The following is a 17,830-nucleotide window of genomic DNA, read 5'->3' as shown; positions in this document are numbered from 1 at the left end:
GTTCTTGAAGCCTCTATAGGATGCCCCAACATTCAGGGATGACACGTTCGCATGACGTGGATGAAGGAAACTTGAAATGGCTTTTGGCCCGGATTCGCGAACTTTTGCCCGCCCTGCGGCAAATGGCGCCGTCGGCTCCATCGATATGGGGCTGCGCACCTATATGTTGCGCGTTTACAACTGGATGACCTCTGGGTTGGTGCTGACGGGACTCGTTGCCTATCTCATCGCCCATAACGCCACCCTTCAGTCCCTGTTCTACCAGATCGTAAATACCCCGGCGGGGGCGGCGATCCGGCCGACGGGGCTGGGGATGCTGGCAATGATCGCCCCGCTTGGATTCGTCCTTGTGATGTCGTTTGGCGTGAACCGCCTGTCGCTTCAGGCGGTGCAGGGACTGTTCTGGCTGTTCTGTGGCGTCATGGGATGCAGCCTGGCGAACATCTTCCTGGTCTTCACCGGCGTTTCGGTGGCGCGCGTGTTCTTTATCACCGCAGCCACGTTCGCGGCGATGTCCATCTGGGGATACACCACCCGCGCCGATCTGACCCGTTTCGGTTCGTTCCTGATAATGGGACTTTTCGGTCTGGTGATCGCCGGAGTCGTCAATATCTTCATGCAGAGCCCGGCTGTCTATTTCATCTACAGCGTGGTGGGACTGGCGCTGTTCATCGGCCTGACGATGTTCGACACGCAGCGGATCAAGCTGACCTATCAGCAGGTCGCCGCGTATGAGGGACCGGATATGGCGGCGCGGCGCGCGGTTTACGATGCGCTGGACCTCTATCTGAACTTCATCAACCTGTTCCAGTTCATGCTGCAGTTCATGGGTGTCCGGAACAACAACAACGACTGATCGCGCCTTCCTCCGGATCGGTCCGGGCATCGTCCCGGACGCCGGAAGGACACGCTAGACAGAGACTCAGCCAAATCAGCCCGCCACACATGTGGCGGGTTTTTTTGTGTCGTCTCCACATCACAACGAAATCATGAACGGGACTGGAACATTTTGGGGCGGATCAGAACAAATGACGCCCGAAATAAGACTTATTCATTATGAGAAACAGTCCGTTGACGAGAGTGTGATGCACGAGACAAAGAGTTAGTGCATTGTTTTCAAACGGCAAAAAATCATATCTGCCCTTCGTTGAAATCTATTGAAATATTATGTGAAGACTTGCTTATAGTGGGGTTCAGGTCGGATAACCCTTGAATAGAGAAAACATATGAAAGGGATACGGCACGAAAAAGGTACGCTTCAAGACACAGGACGGCATCGCGATTACCGGTCCGATCTGCCCTGACAGAAACCAGGATTGATATCTGATGGGCTGGATTGATCGAAATCATGGTCAGCCGGTCGGCAACCAACTCATGACAGATGCAAACCGAAAAAAACCATTATGTTTGATTTTCGGGAGTTGACGAAGGCGCGATGTCGCTGTTGTGGGACGTTGTTGCCTGCACGAACGCAGATGCAGGACCCGTGGCGTGCGTATAACGTGACCGTTGTTGTTAGTGCCCGTGGATGAAGCGAGGATGTGAGCGAAATAGGGTGATGTCGAAACCAACGAGGCGTGAGATGAAGAAAAAAATCTTGCCAAGATTATCGAAATTAATGTGCTTGTCCTCCGCAGCCCTCTTGGCAGGATGCGATTGGGATACGCTGAACCCCAAAGGTGTGATCGGGGCACAGGAAAAAAGCCTGATCCTGACCTCCACCTATGCGATGCTGCTGGTTGTCATTCCGGTATGTATCCTGACCCTGGTGTTTGCCTGGCATTACCGTCAGTCCAACACCTCGGCGGAATACCTGCCGAAATGGTCGCATTCCAACAAGATCGAGGTGATTATCTGGGCCGTGCCCAGCCTGATCATCCTGTTCCTGGCTGTGCTGACCTACCAGACCTGCCATTCGCTTGACCCGTACAAGCCGCTTGAGGCCGAAGCGAACGTCAAGCCGATCCATGTCGAGGTCGTGGCGCTGGACTGGAAGTGGCTCTTTATCTATCCGGATGAAGGAATTGCCACGGTCAACCAGATGGCGATGCCGGTGAATACGCCGGTTGATTTCCGGATCACCTCTGATTCCGTGATGAACTCGTTCTTCATTCCCCAGCTTGGCACCATGATTTACGCCATGGCGGGCATGCAGACGCAGCTTCACCTGATCGCAAATGAGGCTGGTGATTTCCAGGGTGAATCCTCTAACTTTAGTGGCCGTGGCTTCTCCGACATGCGCTTCCGTGCCCTGGCAATGCCGGCGGACCAGTACAGCGCGTGGGTGGAAAAGGTGAAGGCTTCGTCCGAGCAACTGGACAGCGCAAGCTATCCCAAGCTTGCTGCGCCGAGCGAGGCGAACCCGGTCGAGTACTTCTCGCATGTCGATGCGACTCTGTTTGACGATATCGTTGCCAAGTACAACAACGGCATGGTCATGGATAAGAGCACCGGCAAAATGCTGCACATGCAGCAGTCCGCAATGTCCGACATGAATATGAAGGAATAGGACAGATGTTAGGAAAATTAACCTGGTCGGCCATTCCTATCGATGTGCCGATTCTTGTTGGAACCTTTATCGGTGCCGCGATCGCGGGGCTGGCTGTTCTGGGGCTGATTACCTATTACGGCAAATGGGGTTACCTGTGGCGTGAGTGGCTGACCTCGGTCGATCACAAGCGCATTGGCGTCATGTATATCGTGGTCGCGCTGGTTGCGCTGTTCCGTGGTTTTGCCGACGCCATCATGATGCGTTCGCAGCTTGCGCTGGCCTATGCCGGGAACCCCGGTTACCTGCCGCCGCATCACTATGACCAGATCTTCTCCGCCCATGGCACGATCATGATCTTCTTCATGGCCATGGCGTTCATGCAGGGTCTGATGAACATCGTGGTGCCGCTGCAGATCGGTGCGCGCGACGTTGCCTTCCCCTTCGTGAACACGCTGAGCTTCTGGATGACGACCATCAGCTTCCTGCTGGTCAACGTCTCCCTGTTCATCGGCGAGTTCTCGCAGTGCGGCTGGCTGGCGTATCCGCCCCTGTCCGAACAGCAGTTCAGCCCTGGCGTCGGCGTCGACTACTACATCTGGGCGGTTCAGCTGTCTGGTGTGGGCACGCTGCTGACGGGTGTGAACTTCTTCACGACCATCGTGAAGATGCGTGCGCCTGGCATGGACTACATGCGGATGCCGGTTTTCACCTGGACCATCTTCTGCACGACCGTGCTGATCATGGTGGCCTTCCCGATCCTGACCGTTGCGATGGGTCTGCTGGGTCTTGACCGTTACCTGGGTATGCACTTCTTCACCAACGACGGCGGCGGCAACCAGATGCTCTATCTGAGCGTGATCTGGGGCTGGGGCCATCCCGAAGTGTACATCCTGGTGCTGCCTGCTTTCGGTGCCTTCTCCGAAATCACCCAGACCTTCTCCCGCAAGCCGCTGTTCGGCTACAAGACGATGGTTTACGCCACGGCGTCCATCATGGTCCTGTCGCTGGTTGTGTGGGTCCATCACTTCTTCACCATGGGTGCCGGCCCGAACGTCAACGCGTTCTTTGGCATCATGACCATGATCATCGCGGTCCCGACGGGCGTGAAGATCTTCAACTGGCTGTTCACCATGTATAAGGGCCGCGTCGAATTCCACGCGACCATGTACTGGGTCATCGGCTTCATGATCACCTTCTCCATCGGTGGCATGACCGGCGTTATGCTTGCGATCCCGGCTTCGGACTTCGTGCTGCATAACAGTCTCTTCGTTATCGCCCACTTCCATAACGTGATTATCGGTGGCGTGTACTTCGGTTACGTCGCGGCCATGAACTTCTGGTTCCCCAAGTCCTTCGGCTTCAAGCTGAACGAAGCATGGGGCAAGCGGGCGTTCTGGTTCTGGTTCGTTGGCTTCTACTTCGCGTTCATGCCGCTGTATGTCCTTGGCTTCGAGGGCATGACCCGTCGTATGAACCACTACGACAACCCTGCGTGGCACCCCTGGCTGCTGATCGCGGAATTCGGTGCGGTCCTGATCGCCTTGGGTATCGTGTGCCAGCTGACGCAGCTGTATGTTTCGATCCGTGATCGTAACCTGGCTGAAAACCGCGACATGACGGGTGATCCCTGGAATGCGCGCACGCTGGAATGGTCCACGTCTTCGCCTCCGCCGTTCTACAACTTCGCGATCCTGCCGGTTGTTCATGAACTGGATGCGTTTGCCCACGACAAGGAAGCCGGTATCGACACGCGCAATGCGGGTGGTGATTACCAGCCCATCCATATGCCGAAGAACACGGCCTGTGGTTTCCTGATCGGTGCGTTCAGCTTCATCCTTGGCTTTGCCGCTGTGTGGTGGATCTGGTGGCTGGCAGCTGTTGGTCTGATTGGCGTCATCGCGACGGTGATCGCACGTTCGTCCGACAACGATGTCGACTACTATGTGCCGGTTTCCGAGGTTGTCCGCATTGAAAACGAACACACCCACAACCTTATGGCAGCACAGGCAGCAGAATAATGGCGCATAATATTACTGCTGATGCGGCCCACGCCCACGAAGAACACCACGAATCTCCCGTGGTGTTCGGGTTCTGGCTGTATCTGATGACGGACTGCATCATCTTCGGCACGCTGTTTGCTGTGTTCGCGGTGCTGCGGACCCAGTTCAACGGCGGACCGAATGGTCATGAAGTCTTCGAACTGTCGGGTGTCGGAATTGAAACAGCGATCCTGCTGCTCAGCTCCATCACCTACGGTTTCGGCATGATCGCCGCACACGATAACAAGATCAGCACGATGCGGACCTGGCTGGGGGTTACCTTCCTGCTGGGCCTGGGCTTCCTGTTCATGGAACTTCGTGAGTTCTCTCACATGATTGCCGAAGGCAACGGCCCGGATCGCAGCGCGTTCCTGTCGTCGTTCTTCACGCTGGTTGGCACGCATGGTCTGCATGTCACCTGCGGCCTTCTGTGGATGGCGGTTCTGCTGTTCCAGACGGCGGGCAAGACCGAGCTGAACGAACGCATGATCAACAAGCTCACCTGCCTCAGCCTGTTCTGGCACTTTCTGGACATCGTCTGGATCTGTGTCTTCACCTTTGTCTATCTGATGAGTGTGATCTGATGTCTGATGCACATACATCCGCCTCAGGCGAGAGCCACGGGAGTGTAGGGTCTTACCTCACCGGGTTCGTGATCTCTGTTCTGCTGACGGCAGCGGCCTTCGGCCTGGTGATGGCGCATACGTTCTCACCGTCCGGAACCGCCGGGGCGATCACGCTCCTCGCCGTGGTGCAGATCGTCGTTCACCTGATCTTCTTCCTGCATATGAACGCTTCGTCCGAGCAGCGTTGGAATGTCATGGCCTTTGCTTTCACGGTCGTGACGGTTCTGATCCTGGTTGGCGGCACGGTCTTCATCATGCATGACACCGCGATCAACATGATGTCGCGCTAAGCGGTATCAGCCGGGTCCGGGCATCCCGCAAAGGATGCCTGGTCAGGGATCAAAAAAAGGGCCGGCGAGGATTTCCTCGCCGGCCCTTTTTCATGAACGGGGTGCCCGGATCAGTTTTCTCCGGGCCAGTTTTCCCTGGATCAGTTTTTCTGGGGTTCCGGGGACAGCAGTTCGGCCTTGTTGGGCTTGTCCTTCCATTCCTCCGCATCGGCGGGGGGTTCGCCCTTGCGGGTGATGTTCGGCCAGACGCCCGCGTATTTGGCGTTGATTTCCGCCCATGCGGTGGCGCGGTCATCGCTATCGGGAAAGATTGCCTCGGCCGGGCATTCCGGCTCACACACGCCGCAGTCGATGCATTCATCCGGGCTGATTACCAGGAAGTTTTCACCCGCATAGAAGCAGTCGACGGGGCAGACCTCGACGCAATCCATGAACTTGCAGCGAATGCAGTTTTCGGTGACCACATAGGTCATCGCCTATCTCCGATCATTATTTACAGGCCGAAGCAGTATATCTTCCAGCCAGGGACATGAGACGAGGGCGCCATCCAGGGCAGAAAACCTCATCGAGAATGGCCGAAGATATGAGAGGCTTTTGCCATTGTGGCAAGTCAAAGACGCCCATAAATGAATAATCCGTGGTGTGGTGTGTTATTCGCGATGCTTTTCATCAATTTCTGGAATAATCTCATATAGCATCCGTGCAGCTGCGGCGCCTTCGCGGCGGCGTGCGAAGCCCATGACGCGAACGACCATCACGGTGCGACGATCCGGCGATGGCAGGGTCAGGATATCGCCGATATGCACTTGGGCATGGGCCTTTACGGTGCGCTGTCGGTTGATGCGCACATGTCCCGTTGCGATGAATTCCCCGCAATCATTACGACTCCGCGCAAATCGCGCATGCCACAGCCACAGATCCAGCCGCTGTGCCTGCGGGGTCTCATCCCGCGTGATGGACGCGGCGGGCGCCCTGCGGCTCATGGCCTACGGTTCCTCAGCACCGCCAGCGCGGCGAAGGGGTGATCCTCGCGGATGGCCGGGCGACGGGCAACGACCTGCATGCCTTTTGGCGATCCATGTTCGTGCGTGCGCTCCTGCCGGGAATGACGGGCCGATACGGGTTTGGACGCCCCGGACGATCCCTTGCGGCGCAGGCGTCCCACCAGCATGGCCGGGGGAGGGGGCCCGAACTGTTCCGGTGACATGGGGCGCGATGGCCGCACATGGATGTCCAGCCCCTTCAGGACGGCCTGTATGGCGTCACGACGTATGCTCAGGCGCGATGCCAGCGCGTGCGACAGCGGCACCGGATGCTGCCGTGTCTGGCGTGTCAGTTCGGTAATCAGCTTTTCCGCGATATCGACGCGGATTCGCACGGGACCTGCCCGCATCCAGCCCATGCGGTCCATGAACAGGGCGGGCAGCATGTCATGGGGCACGGAGATCCTGCCGGGGGCCGGCAGGTCCGGGATTTCCGTTTCCATGTGGGCGCATGTCAGGATGGCGCGCAGGCGCATGCCACGAGGCTTCATCAGTGCGGGCATGAACAGCGCCAGCTGCCCGATGCGGATTCCCAGCCGGCCGAGATGCCCCCGCAGGCCACGCGAACGTTCCTCATGCCGTTCCAGTGGCGTGAGGCCCGCGCCCTCCATCAGGCGATGCACGACTCCACGCAGGGCCGGATCGTCCGGCATGGCGGCCTGGGCTGCGAACAGGGGGGCGAATACCTCCCGCACGTGCCGTCCCAGCCATTCCGCCAGCCGTTCGCGGATACGCTCGCGCTGCACGTTATCCAGCAGCGGATTGTCCAGGACCTCGATACGGGGATGCAGCAGATGATGGCCCCGACGCAGGCGCGCGACATTGACGCCTTCCCATGTCAGGTGGCGGCCATCCGCTGCGAAATCAAAGCAGGAATCCGGCGCATGGGCCAGCACATGCACCCGGCGCGGAATTTCGGTGCGCACGGCCCGTCGCGCCGCGCGCATCAGCAGCCGCCGGTCCGGAACGTCGATCCCCTCGGCCAGCAGGTCCAGCCCCGCGATGCGCCCGACGGCGTGTCCCTCCACCAGGACCTCGCCCTGCGCCGTGACGGCGGACAGCAGGTCATCGGCGCCCCCTTCATCCAGTCGCCGGATCAGGGTCGCCGCCCGCCGGTCGACGAAGCGGGCGGTCAGCTGTTCATGCAGGGCATCGGACAGCTGGTTTTCCGCTTCCCGCGTGCGGTCCTGCCAGTACTGCGCATTGCGCAGCCAGTCGGGACGCGCGGCGATATAGGCGCAGACGCGGATGCCGGACAGGCGGTGCATCAGGGAATCGATCGTGCCCTCGGGACGCAGGAAGGCCGCGATCTGCCCCTCCATCCAGGCAGGGGGCACCCGCCCGTCGCGCATGACATAGGAAAAGACGCGTGCGCACAGGCGGATATGACTTTCATCGCCCAGCTTGCGGAAATCGGGGATCTGGCAGCTTTCCCACAACAGGCGGGTCGCTGCGCGTGAGCGGGCAAGGGTGCGGATTTCCGGATTGGCCGCCAGGCTGGCGAGCGCGAGCACATCCGACGCCTCATGTCCCGCCGTCAGTTCCGGCAGCGGCGGGGAGCGCCCCAGACTCGACAGCAGCGCGTCCGGACTGGAAAAATCGAGTGCGCTGTTACGCCACGACAGGCGCGTCAGCGGGTCGAAACGGTGTTCCTCCACCGCTTCGGCGACCTCTTCGGACAGGGGGCGGCACATTCCGGTCGTGCCGAAGGTGCCATCGCGCAGGCCCCGTCCGGCCCGGCCCGCGACCTGCGCGATTTCGGCGGGCGTCAGGGGGCGCATGCGCGTACCGTCGAATTTCGACAGGCTGGCGAAGGCCACATGGTTGACGTCCATGTTCAGTCCCATGCCGATCGCATCCGTCGCGACGAGGTAATCCACCTCCTTGTCCTGATACAGGGCGACCTGCGCGTTGCGGGTGCGTGGCGACAGCTGTCCCATCACGATGGCGCAGCCCCCGCGCCTGCGGCGGATCAGTTCGGCGATGGCGTAAACCTCGGCAGCGGAAAAGGCGACGATGGCCGAACGGGGCGGCAGGCGCGTCAGCTTGGTGACCCCGGTATGCGCCAGATGGGACAGGCGCGGGCGATGGTCGATTTCGATGCCGGGCACCAGCCGGCGCAGCAGGGGACGGATGGTGTCGGCCCCCAGGAACATCGTTTCCACCTGTCCGCGCGCATGCAGCAGGCGGTCAGTAAAGATATGTCCCCGGTCCGGATCGGCGCACAGCTGGATTTCATCGACGGCGACGAACGCAACCCGCCGGTCAAGGGGCATTGCCTCCACCGTGCAGGAAAACCAGCGCGCGTTGGGCGGGATGATCTTTTCCTCGCCCGTGATGAGCGCGACGGCCCCGGCCCCCTTGCGCGCGACCATGCGGTCATAGTTTTCGCGTGCCAGAAGACGCAGCGGAAAGCCGATGATGCCACTGGCATGCGCCAGCATCCGTTCGATGGCCAGATGCGTCTTTCCGGTATTGGTGGGGCCGAGAACGGCGCGCACCTGCGCGGAGGACGAAATGCCGGTCGCGCGTCCGGCGGCGGAATGAAGGGGGCCAGCCCCCATGGGTACACCCGTCATGTCCGCATGCTCTGGCGGCCTGCGTGCAAATGCAAGCAAAACCCGCATACCTGTCCGTATATTGCGTTGTCATGGCTTGCACGCGACGCGTGTCGGACGCACGCTGAGGATGAAAATGACATGAAAGGGCCAGATGTCATGACACTTGACGATTTTCCCTGCCTGTTGCCGCAGGCGGCGGTGGGCGGGCATCCCGTGCGGGTGGTCCATGCGCTTCGCCCTGCCCAGCTGCCACAGCTTGCGGCCCTGACGGACGGACGGGCGGCGGCCTTTGCCACTGACATGGGCTTTGGCGCGAAATACGGGGAGGTGCTGCTTCTTCCCGGCGATCAGGGCGTGGAATCGGCGCTCCTGGGGCTGGGCGATGGCAGGGACGATGGCGGCTGTGATCCGTTCGTCTTCGGGGCGTTGCTGCCGCGCCTGCCCGCGGGCGCGTGGCGCGTGCAGGCGCCCGCGGATGTCGGGGCGGGGGATATCGTGCTTGGCTTCTGCCTTGGCGCCTACCGGATGCCCGCGTTCGGCCGCGCCCAATCGTCGGACAGTGACGGCCCCCGCCTTGTCGTGACGGAACAGGCCGTCGCGGCGGCCGAGGTCGCGGCATGTATCTGTCAGGGGCGTGATCTTATCAACACGCCCCCCAACCTGATGGGGCCGATGGACCTGGCTGATGCCGCGCGCCTGACGCTGTCGGCGCTGGGGGCGGATGTGAAGGTCATCACGGGCGAGGAACTGCTACGTGACTATCCCACCGTGGCGCATGTGGGCATGGGGTCCGACCGGCCGCCCTGCGTCGTGGTGGCGCAATGGCGTGGCAGCAGGGCGGACGTGAACGCGCCGCTGCTGTCGCTGGCGGGCAAGGGGGTGTGTTTCGATACGGGGGGATATGACATCAAGCCCGCGTCCTCCATGCTGCGGATGAAAAAGGACATGGGCGGCGCCGCGCTGATGCTGTCGCTGGCGCGGCTGGTCATGCTGCGTGACCTGCCGCTGCGTCTGGAACTGCGGCTGGGCTGTGTTGAAAACAGCGTGTCGGGCCATGCCATGCGCCCGTCGGACGTGATCGTCACCCGGTCGGGACAGACGGTGGAGGTCGGCAACACCGACGCGGAAGGGCGGCTGGTTCTGTGTGACCTGCTGAGTGCCGCATGCGACTCCGGCCCCGATCTCCTGATCGATGCGGCCACGCTGACCGGCGCGGCGCGCGTGGCGCTGGGGCCGGACCTGCCCGCGCTGTTCTGCAATGACGATGCGGTTGCGGTTCACCTGCTGGCGGCGGGCGACATGTGCGCCGATCCGATGTGGCGCCTGCCGCTGTGGAACGGGTATCGCGAATGGTTGCGCAGTCCGGTGGCAGATATGAACAATATTTCATCCCGACCCATGGCAGGGGCGGTTACGGCGGCCCTGTTTTTGCAGAATTTTGTCAAAACTGGTGTGCGCTGGGCTCATATCGACACGTATGGATGGAATGATTCCGCACGTCCCGGTCGTCCGGAGGGCGGAGAAAGTCTTTGTTTAAGAGCGACTTACGGCGGTATATTAAAAATCTTCGATTTCGATGGGATAAAAGATGACTGAAGTAACGATCCGTCCCAGAAACTAATTTGCATTCTGCGACTTATATATGCCGTAATTCCCAATTATATGTGCAATACCATAGTTACCCCGTGTTCGACCGACACCGCAGGCAGGGAGGCCTGTCCGGGCCGGCCCTGGACAACAGACAAGGATTGTAGTGATGGCAATGTCATCAGGTTCGGATTCGATGATCAATACTCTGCGCGACACCATTGTTTCGATGGTGCGTCGCGATGGCCCCGATCTGTCGGCGCGTCAGCTGGCGGTCTTCCTGACCTGCTACCTGCAGGATGACGCGCATACGGTGCGCGGCCTCGCGGCGGAGCTGAACGTGTCCAAGCCCGCGATCACCCGCGCGCTGGACCGCCTGCAGGACCTCGACCTTGCGTGGCGCACGCGCGACCCGATGGATGGCCGTTCGGTCCTGATCCGTCGCACGCTCAAGGGCAAGGCCTACCTGCGTGACCTGTCGGCCATCGTGAACGAGGCGACGGCCCCGCGCGAAGAGGAAGCCGCAGCCCCGGTCCGCAAGGTGCGCGGCCGCCGTATGGAAGAGCGCCTGCGTCGCGCGGGCTGAGGCTGCCCGGTCATGGGGCTGTGAGTTTCTCATGGCCCCATGCAACCGTCGCTCTTGTGGCGCGTCAGGTGGTGGCTATCTTCCTTTCATACGGTAACGGGCAAACGGGTAGGAGAAATCGATGATTCGCATGGTAACCCGCGCGGCGGCAGTCGCCCTTGTGGCGATGCCTCTTCTTGGCGTCGCGGCTCAGGCCGATGATGCGCTTGGAACGCCGGTGGGACATGTCACGATCAAGGTTCAGTCCGCCGATATCGGTATCGGTCGCACCTGGGGATCGGGACGTCTGACGTTCCAGAAACATACCTATCGTTTCCGCATCGATGGCGGGTCCATCGCTGCGGTTGGTTATTCCAAGGTCACGGGCAGCGGCGAAGTCTATAACCTGCATACCGCCAGGGACCTGGAAGGCAGCTATGCCGCCGTGAATGGCGAGGCCACTGCCGGGACCGGCGTCGGGGGCATCGTGCTGAGCAACCCCAACGGCGTGAAGATCAAGCTGGTGACCCAGAGCAAGGGCGGACGTCTTGCCGCCGCGGCACAGGGCATGAAGATCACGATGGTCAAGTAACGAGGACCAGATCCATACGCACCCGTCGCAGGGTGCCTGTCACGAGGGACCAGCCGCAGGGGATCCGCCACAGGGGGATCGGCCACGGGGCTGGTCCCTTTTTTTATGGGAAAAAGCCTACCACAGGCCGATGGGATGGGCGCGGGTGCGATAGATGACATAGGCGGCCCATGCCACCTGTGGACCAAGGGCCAGCACAAAGGCGAGCGGAAGCGACACCAGCCCCGCGCGGACCATCCACGCCATGGTCCCACCCAGAAGACATCCCCCCCATGCCAGGGGCGCGATGATGGTGCAGGGCAGTCCGGTCCGGTGCGCGATTTGGTACAGGTGCCCCCGATGCGCCGTCATGACCGATTCGCCTTCGTAATATCGCCGTCCCAGCGTGAACAGCACGTCGCCCATGAAATTGGCCAGCAGCAGCAGCATGACGCTCCAGCCCCAGCCGCCGCCTTTATGTCCCATGATCAGGCCGAGTGTCCCCAGCACCATGCCGCATCCCTGACTGCCGACATCGCCCATGAAAATACGGGCACGGGGAAAATTGAATGGAATGAAACCTGTCACGGCGATCGCCATGACCAGGGCGACGGGCATGACCGCCCCGGCCCCTGTCATGGGGCCAAGCCATGCCAGCATCAGGCAGGCGCACAGGATCGTGCCCGAGGCCAGGCCGTTCAGCCCGTCCATGAAATTGACGCAGTTCGCCATGAAGACCAGCCAGGCGATGCTGGCGATGATATCGAAAATCCCCGTCTGCCCGCCGGATGAGAGGCGCAGGGACACGACGATGGTCACGGCCGCCGCGCACTGCGCCAGCAGCTTGACGGCGGCGGGTTGTGGCCGGATGTCATCGTACCACGAAACAAGGCAGAGCAGCGCGAGCCCGCCGAGGAATCCCCACACCGGAAAGTTGTCCCTGCCTGTTCCCCATATCATGAAGGCGGGAAGCAGCCCGGCCATGAACGCGGTCATGATGCCGATCCCCCCGCCTGTCGGCACCGCGACGGCATGGGCGCTGCGTGCGACGGGATGATCCAGCACCCGCACGCGGATCATGATCCACACCAGCAGCGCGGAAAGACACCAGATCGCCACGGACAGTGCCGCCGTCGCCATCACGGGACCGGCTTTACGCTTTGGAACATGATCTTCCCTTTGGACGCTCTTTCTGCTGGGCTATAGGGGGAAGGGCAATGGTTGTGCAATCTCTCAGGTCAGGCGCGTTCATTCATCGGCTGCTTACGATAAAGGCAATCGTCGTGAACGTAAGTCTCGATTGCTGTATCGGGGCCTGCGCCGTGCCCTGCGCGCAATGGCTGGCCTCCGGAGGGGAGGTCACGGGCTGGGGCTGGCGATCGATGGCGGCTGGCGCCGTTGCGTTGCTGGCGGGGGGACTGCCTTTCCGGATCGCGCAGCAGCACTGGCGTTTTTCAGGAAGTGCCGATTTCTGGCGTATGGCATGGGCTGCCTTACTGGCGGCCCTTTTCTATGCCGGGGGGCGGGTCCTTGTCGGTCACGGGCCGCCGGGGATGACTTTTCCCATCATCCATATGCTCGTGCTGATGGTCATGCTGGCGGGCAGTCGCCTGGCATACCAGCAGTGGCGGCAATGGCGGCAGCAGCGCAGGGCGCGAAACGACGCCCAGTGCCGCATCGTGCTGGTGGCGGATGGCAAGAGCGCGGATCTGTTCCTGCGCGCGGCATCGGCGGGAATGGCGGTGACCGGCATGGTGGTCAATGGCGCGCACCGTCGCGGCAGGCGCATCCACGGCGTGCCCGTGCTGGGGACGGTCGATGAACTCGACCGGGTTCTGGACCGCCTGTGCGCCCACGGTGCGTCCCATGCCGTAAGGGTCATCGTGGATCCGTGTTGCACGGGAACCGCGCTTGCCACTGTGCTGCGGATTGCGCAGGCGCATGGCGCGCAGGTGCGGCGCATGCCCGACATCGCGGCGGTCACGGCCCCGGAATGGAGCGAACTCTATCCCGTGGAGATCGAGGAACTGCTGAACCGGCCACCTGTTCCCCCCGATTTCGGCCGGCTGGAGGGAATGCTGCGCGGGCGCAGGGTGCTGGTGACCGGGGCGGGGGGATCCATCGGGACCGAACTTGTCCACCAGATCGCGCATTATGCCCCCGAAAGCCTGATCCTGCTGGATAACGGGGAATATCCCCTGTGGCGCATCGACGTTGCCCTGTCCGAACAGGCGCCACAGGTCCCGCGTCATATCGTGATCGCCGATGTGCGCGACCCGCAGCGCATTGAACAGGTTTTCGCCCGCTATCGCCCTGAACTGGTCTTTCATGCCGCCGCGCTGAAACATGTCCCGATGGTGGAGGACAATCCGTGCGAGGGGCTGCTGACCAATATCGAGGGAACCCGCGTCGTCGCGGATGCGGCGCGCCGGCATGGCACGCGGGCCATGGTGCAGATTTCCACTGACAAGGCTGTCAATCCTTCCAGCATCATGGGTGCGTCCAAGCGCGTGGCGGAGATGTACTGTCAGGCCCTCGACATGACGGCGCGGCGCGATGGCAGGGACCTGCGCTGCATCACGGTGCGTTTCGGCAATGTGCTGGGCTCCGCCGGTTCCGTCGTCTCGCTGTTTCGCCACCAGATCGAGCGTGGCGGCCCGCTGACGATCACCGATCCCGAAATGGAACGCTATTTCATGACCGTGGCGGAGGCCGTGGCCCTTGTGCTGCAGGCCAGCGCGCGCGGCATGGACACCCGGCCGGGGGAGGGACGGATCGACGACATGCTGCGGGCGGGGGGGATATTCGTCCTCGATATGGGACAGCCGGTCCGCATCGTCGATCTGGCGCATCAGATGATCATCCTTGCCGGGCTGCGTCCGGGTCAGGACATCGATATCCGCTTTACCGGTGCGCGGCCGGGCGAAAAGCTGTCCGAAGACCTGTTCCACCAGCGCGAGGTGCCGCGTCCCACCGGTCACAGCGGGCTGCGCATGGCAACGCCGCGCACGGTGGACCTTGCGCTGGCGACGTCTATCATGGATGCGATGGTAGGGGCATGCAGGGCGGGCGATGCTGGCACCGCGCTTGTACTGCTCAAGAAGCTTGTGCCCGAATTCGTCCACAGGGGAGCATCTGGCGTCCAGCAGGCGCCGGCCCGGGGGACCGACCGCGAAAGGAACGCATCATGACCTCTTCGGCTGAACAACCGATTGGTTTTCTGGATCTGCCCCGCCAGCAGAAGGTGATAGCCGATAACCTGCGGGTCCGCCTCGACAGGGTCATGGAACACTGCCGTTTCGTCATGGGGCCGGAGGTGCAGGAACTGGAGGAACGGCTGGCGGCCTATGTCGGAGCCGCGGCCTGCGTGGGCGTGTCATCGGGCACCGATGCGATCCAGGTCGTCCTGATGGCGGAAGGAATCGGCCCGGGCGATGCCGTGTTCCTGCCCGCCTTTACCTATACCGCCACGGCGGAGGTGCCGCTGGTGCTGGGGGCGACCCCGGTTTTCGTCGATGTCGATCCGCATACCTTCCAGATCGATCCCGCCAGCCTGCGCCAGCGCATCGCCCATGTCCGCGCGCAGGGCAGGCTGCGGCCGCGTGCCATCATCGGCGTGGACCTGTTCGGGCAGCCCGCACCGTGGCCGGAACTGCGCGCCATCGCCACGGCGGAGGAGATGTTCCTGATGGCCGACTGCGCGCAGTCCTTCGGCGCCAGCCTGTCGGGACGGCGGCTGGGGCGCGAGGCGACGGCGACCACCCTGTCGTTCTTTCCGTCCAAGCCGCTGGGCGCCTATGGCGATGCCGGGGCCATCCTGACCGACGACCCGGAACGGGCCGAACTGTATCGTTCGCTCCGCAGTCATGGGGAGGGGAAAACCCGGTACGAGGTGCTGCGGACCGGCATGAATGCCCGGCTGGATACCATTCAGGCGGCGGTGCTGCTGGCGAAGATGGATGTCCTTGATCTGGACCTTGCCCGCCGTCGCGACATCGCGCGCGTCTATGACGCTGGCGTGGCGGAGCGGGTCATCCCCCCCGCGCGCGTGCCGGACAGCGAGTCGGCGTGGGCGATCTATTCCGTGCTGACGCGCGGGCCGGAGGATCGCGCCGCGCTGCAGCAGCAGATGCAGGCCCGCAACGTGGCCTCCGCGATTTACTATCCGCGTCCCCTGCACCTGCAGCCTGCGTACCAGCCGCATCATGATGGCGTGTCGCTGCTGGTGTCGGAGGACCTGTCGAATCGCATCCTCGCCCTGCCGCTGCACCCGCAGCTTGCGCGGTGGGACGTCGCGCGTGTCGTTGCCGCTGTCTGCGGGCATGACTGAATCCCGCCTGATGACGGGGCATCTTCCTTCCGGCGGCCGCGCGCGTGGCAGGTCTTACCCCGATAGGGTGGTCGCAGCGCGCGTGTTTGCAGTATGGGATCAGGATATCCCGGCATGCGGGTATGCGGTACTGATGGGGGCGCGTTCGCGCGTCCCGGGGCACATGGCGCCGAAAGATGCGTCAAGGAGAACAGACACACATGAGACGTGAGACAGCCCTGCTGATCGGGTTTCTGGTCATAACGATTGGTACGGCCGCGGGGCTGTGGTCGATGGCCATGCCCAATTTCCATCCCCTGACTTTCCCGCAGTTGCAGTCAGGCACCATTTCCGTCGGCCCGATGCGCAAGGACCGGGTCCTGACCGCAGCACAGGTCAAGACGCTTAACGACTGGCTGGCCGATCACAAGGCGGGCTGGGGTCCGCTGGGCCAGACGCCGCCATCCAGTGGCGATGCGATCCTGGAACTGCGCGTCGCGCATGTGGACAATGCCTCTGCCCCGCCGCCGGGCGATGACGGGCCGTTCCGCATCACGCTGTGGACCGGGATCAGTGCCGCCGACTGGAACAACACCGTCTTTGTCGAGGAACGGCCCGGCGCGGTCATCCGCATCCATCATTTCAGCGATAAGGATTTTGCCCCGCTGCGTGAACTCATCAACCAGTACAACTATCCCCGGTCCGCATTTCCATGAGCATCGTGCCGCCGGGCATGAAGGCGTTGATTTTCGATTGTGACGGCACGCTTGTCGATACATTGCCCCTGTATCTGCGGGCGTGGCTTGCGACGCTGGAGGAGGTGACGCAGCAGCCCGTCTCACGCGAATGGTTCCGCGGCCATGGCGGCATGTCCGAACACATGGTCCTCGATATCGTGGAGGACAGGCTGGGTCGTCCGGTGGACCGGGAACGCATCATCACCACCGCGCGGGCCAGCCTGCATGACCTGCTCGACGAACTGGAGGAGATTTCGGTCGTGGCCGCGATCGCGCGGCAGTATCACCGTCGCCTGCCGATGGCTGTCGCCTCCAACGGGTCGCGCCAGATCGTGCAGGCGTCGCTGTCGCGGGTGGGGCTGGATCACCTGTTCGATGCGATGCTGACCATTGATGACGTGCAGCATGGCAAGCCCGCGCCGGACCTGTTCCTTGCCGCGGCGAAAAGGCTGGGGGTCGCGCCGGAACATTGCTTCGTGTTCGAGGACAGCCGCGAAGGCATGGCCGCCGCCCGGAACGCCGGCATGGCCTATGTCGATGTTGCGACATTGCTGGCCTAGCCTTGGAATATTGAAGGCCGCCTTTCCGTTCGCATTGGGAATGCCCCGGCGCAGGAGCGTCGGCAACCGGCCGGTCACTGGATGCGAGCTGGTGGATATGTTGGGCAAATGGAGGGCGGTTCGGGGTCGTTTTCGACACCGGTTATGTGGCCGTGTCCGGGAAAGGCTTCTTTCTCCCTCTGTCTGCGGGACTGTTTGAAAATATCCTGCAGGGCAAAGAGGACAAACGTTTCCGGGTGTCGTCTTTTTTCAAAAATGCGGTGTTCTTCGAAGCTTTTTGAAAAAAGCTTCACCAAAAACTTCCTTATGATTTCAGGGCATTATTTCGCGTGCGTCCTGACCGGGGAAGCCATGCCCTTGTAATAAGGAGCGGGGGCGGGATGAAGCTGTCACTGATTGATACTTATAAATAATTTACAGCGCATATTCATGCGAATATCAAACCGGATCT

At 61.8% G+C, this 17,830-nt stretch carries 17 protein-coding genes; 12 read left to right on the top strand and 5 right to left on the bottom strand.

What is annotated here, in order from left to right:
* The first annotated feature begins 76 nt into the window (after positions 1–76).
* From NJLHNGOC_RS02420 to cyoD, 5 genes are all read left to right on the top strand, one after another.
* Positions 77–856 (top strand): Bax inhibitor-1/YccA family protein, encoded by a 780-nt coding sequence (locus NJLHNGOC_RS02420; RefSeq protein WP_113594925.1) that lies wholly within the window; start codon positions 77–79, stop codon positions 854–856.
* A 726-nt stretch (positions 857–1,582) separates the two neighbouring features.
* Entirely contained in the window at positions 1,583–2,509 is a 927-nt protein-coding gene (gene cyoA / locus NJLHNGOC_RS02415) for a ubiquinol oxidase subunit II (RefSeq protein ID WP_165829188.1), read from the top strand.
* A 5-nt stretch (positions 2,510–2,514) separates the two neighbouring features.
* A complete protein-coding gene (cyoB, locus tag NJLHNGOC_RS02410; RefSeq protein ID WP_110527071.1) occupies positions 2,515–4,509 on the top strand; it encodes a cytochrome o ubiquinol oxidase subunit I in 1,995 nt (664 codons plus the stop codon).
* Positions 4,509–5,114, top strand: a complete 606-nt coding sequence (gene cyoC, locus NJLHNGOC_RS02405; protein WP_110527074.1) for a cytochrome o ubiquinol oxidase subunit III — start codon at positions 4,509–4,511, stop codon at positions 5,112–5,114. The genes cyoB and cyoC overlap by 1 nt, the downstream gene beginning before the upstream one ends.
* Entirely contained in the window at positions 5,114–5,446 is a 333-nt protein-coding gene (cyoD, locus tag NJLHNGOC_RS02400) for a cytochrome o ubiquinol oxidase subunit IV (protein WP_110527077.1), read from the top strand. The genes cyoC and cyoD overlap by 1 nt, the downstream gene beginning before the upstream one ends.
* A gap of 140 nt (positions 5,447–5,586) precedes the next feature.
* On the opposite strand, the gene fdxA is transcribed toward cyoD, so the two are convergent.
* The 3 genes from fdxA to NJLHNGOC_RS02385 form a co-directional block, all read right to left on the bottom strand.
* Positions 5,587–5,919, bottom strand: a complete 333-nt coding sequence (fdxA, locus tag NJLHNGOC_RS02395; protein ID WP_110527080.1) for a ferredoxin FdxA — start codon at positions 5,917–5,919, stop codon at positions 5,587–5,589.
* A 177-nt stretch (positions 5,920–6,096) separates the two neighbouring features.
* The gene (locus NJLHNGOC_RS02390; RefSeq protein ID WP_113594924.1) at positions 6,097–6,429 is read right to left on the bottom strand and encodes a S4 domain-containing protein; all 333 of its coding nucleotides are present in this window, start codon (positions 6,427–6,429) and stop codon (positions 6,097–6,099) included.
* Positions 6,426–9,068 carry a helicase-related protein gene (locus tag NJLHNGOC_RS02385; RefSeq protein ID WP_113595027.1) on the bottom strand — a complete coding sequence of 881 codons (2,643 nt, stop codon included), beginning with the start codon at positions 9,066–9,068 and terminating at the stop codon, positions 6,426–6,428. Before NJLHNGOC_RS02385 ends, NJLHNGOC_RS02390 begins: the two co-directional genes overlap by 4 nt.
* A gap of 138 nt (positions 9,069–9,206) precedes the next feature.
* On the opposite strand from NJLHNGOC_RS02385, the gene NJLHNGOC_RS02380 reads away from it, so the two are divergent.
* The 3 genes from NJLHNGOC_RS02380 (at position 9,207) to NJLHNGOC_RS02370 (ending at position 11,794) form a co-directional block, all read left to right on the top strand.
* Positions 9,207–10,646 carry a leucyl aminopeptidase family protein gene (locus tag NJLHNGOC_RS02380; protein ID WP_113594923.1) on the top strand — a complete coding sequence of 480 codons (1,440 nt, stop codon included), beginning with the start codon at positions 9,207–9,209 and terminating at the stop codon, positions 10,644–10,646.
* A gap of 160 nt (positions 10,647–10,806) precedes the next feature.
* A complete protein-coding gene (locus tag NJLHNGOC_RS02375) occupies positions 10,807–11,223 on the top strand; it encodes a MarR family winged helix-turn-helix transcriptional regulator (protein ID WP_113594922.1) in 417 nt (138 codons plus the stop codon).
* 124 nt (positions 11,224–11,347) lie between these two features.
* Positions 11,348–11,794, top strand: a complete 447-nt coding sequence (locus tag NJLHNGOC_RS02370; protein WP_165837826.1) for a hypothetical protein — start codon at positions 11,348–11,350, stop codon at positions 11,792–11,794.
* 117 nt (positions 11,795–11,911) lie between these two features.
* Here the strand turns inward: NJLHNGOC_RS02370 and NJLHNGOC_RS02365 are convergent, their stop codons facing one another.
* Complete coding sequence (locus NJLHNGOC_RS02365) at positions 11,912–12,913, bottom strand: MraY family glycosyltransferase (protein WP_113594920.1); 1,002 nt, start codon at positions 12,911–12,913, stop codon at positions 11,912–11,914.
* Positions 12,914–13,056: 143 nt separating this feature from the next.
* Between NJLHNGOC_RS02365 and NJLHNGOC_RS02360 the strand changes: the two genes are divergently transcribed.
* The 4 genes from NJLHNGOC_RS02360 (at position 13,057) to NJLHNGOC_RS02345 (ending at position 17,379) form a co-directional block, all read left to right on the top strand.
* Positions 13,057–14,964: a polysaccharide biosynthesis protein gene (locus tag NJLHNGOC_RS02360; protein ID WP_239021270.1), complete on the top strand. Its 1,908-nt coding sequence runs from the start codon at positions 13,057–13,059 to the stop codon at positions 14,962–14,964.
* Positions 14,961–16,103, top strand: a complete 1,143-nt coding sequence (locus NJLHNGOC_RS02355) for a DegT/DnrJ/EryC1/StrS family aminotransferase (protein ID WP_113594918.1) — start codon at positions 14,961–14,963, stop codon at positions 16,101–16,103. Before NJLHNGOC_RS02360 ends, NJLHNGOC_RS02355 begins: the two co-directional genes overlap by 4 nt.
* 200 nt (positions 16,104–16,303) lie before the next feature.
* Positions 16,304–16,798: a hypothetical protein gene (locus NJLHNGOC_RS02350; protein ID WP_110527103.1), complete on the top strand. Its 495-nt coding sequence runs from the start codon at positions 16,304–16,306 to the stop codon at positions 16,796–16,798.
* A complete protein-coding gene (locus NJLHNGOC_RS02345; RefSeq protein WP_113594917.1) occupies positions 16,795–17,379 on the top strand; it encodes an HAD family hydrolase in 585 nt (194 codons plus the stop codon). Before NJLHNGOC_RS02350 ends, NJLHNGOC_RS02345 begins: the two co-directional genes overlap by 4 nt.
* A 74-nt stretch (positions 17,380–17,453) precedes the next feature.
* Here the strand turns inward: NJLHNGOC_RS02345 and NJLHNGOC_RS02340 are convergent, their stop codons facing one another.
* Complete coding sequence (locus NJLHNGOC_RS02340) at positions 17,454–17,672, bottom strand: hypothetical protein (RefSeq protein ID WP_113594916.1); 219 nt, start codon at positions 17,670–17,672, stop codon at positions 17,454–17,456.
* Positions 17,673–17,830 lie beyond the last annotated feature (158 nt).

The organism is Novacetimonas cocois (assembly GCF_003311635.1).
GTDB classification, from domain to species: Bacteria; Pseudomonadota; Alphaproteobacteria; order Acetobacterales; family Acetobacteraceae; genus Novacetimonas; species Novacetimonas cocois.
The sequence above is the reverse complement of the archived record's forward strand: the minus strand, read 5'-3'. Positions and strand labels throughout refer to the sequence as shown.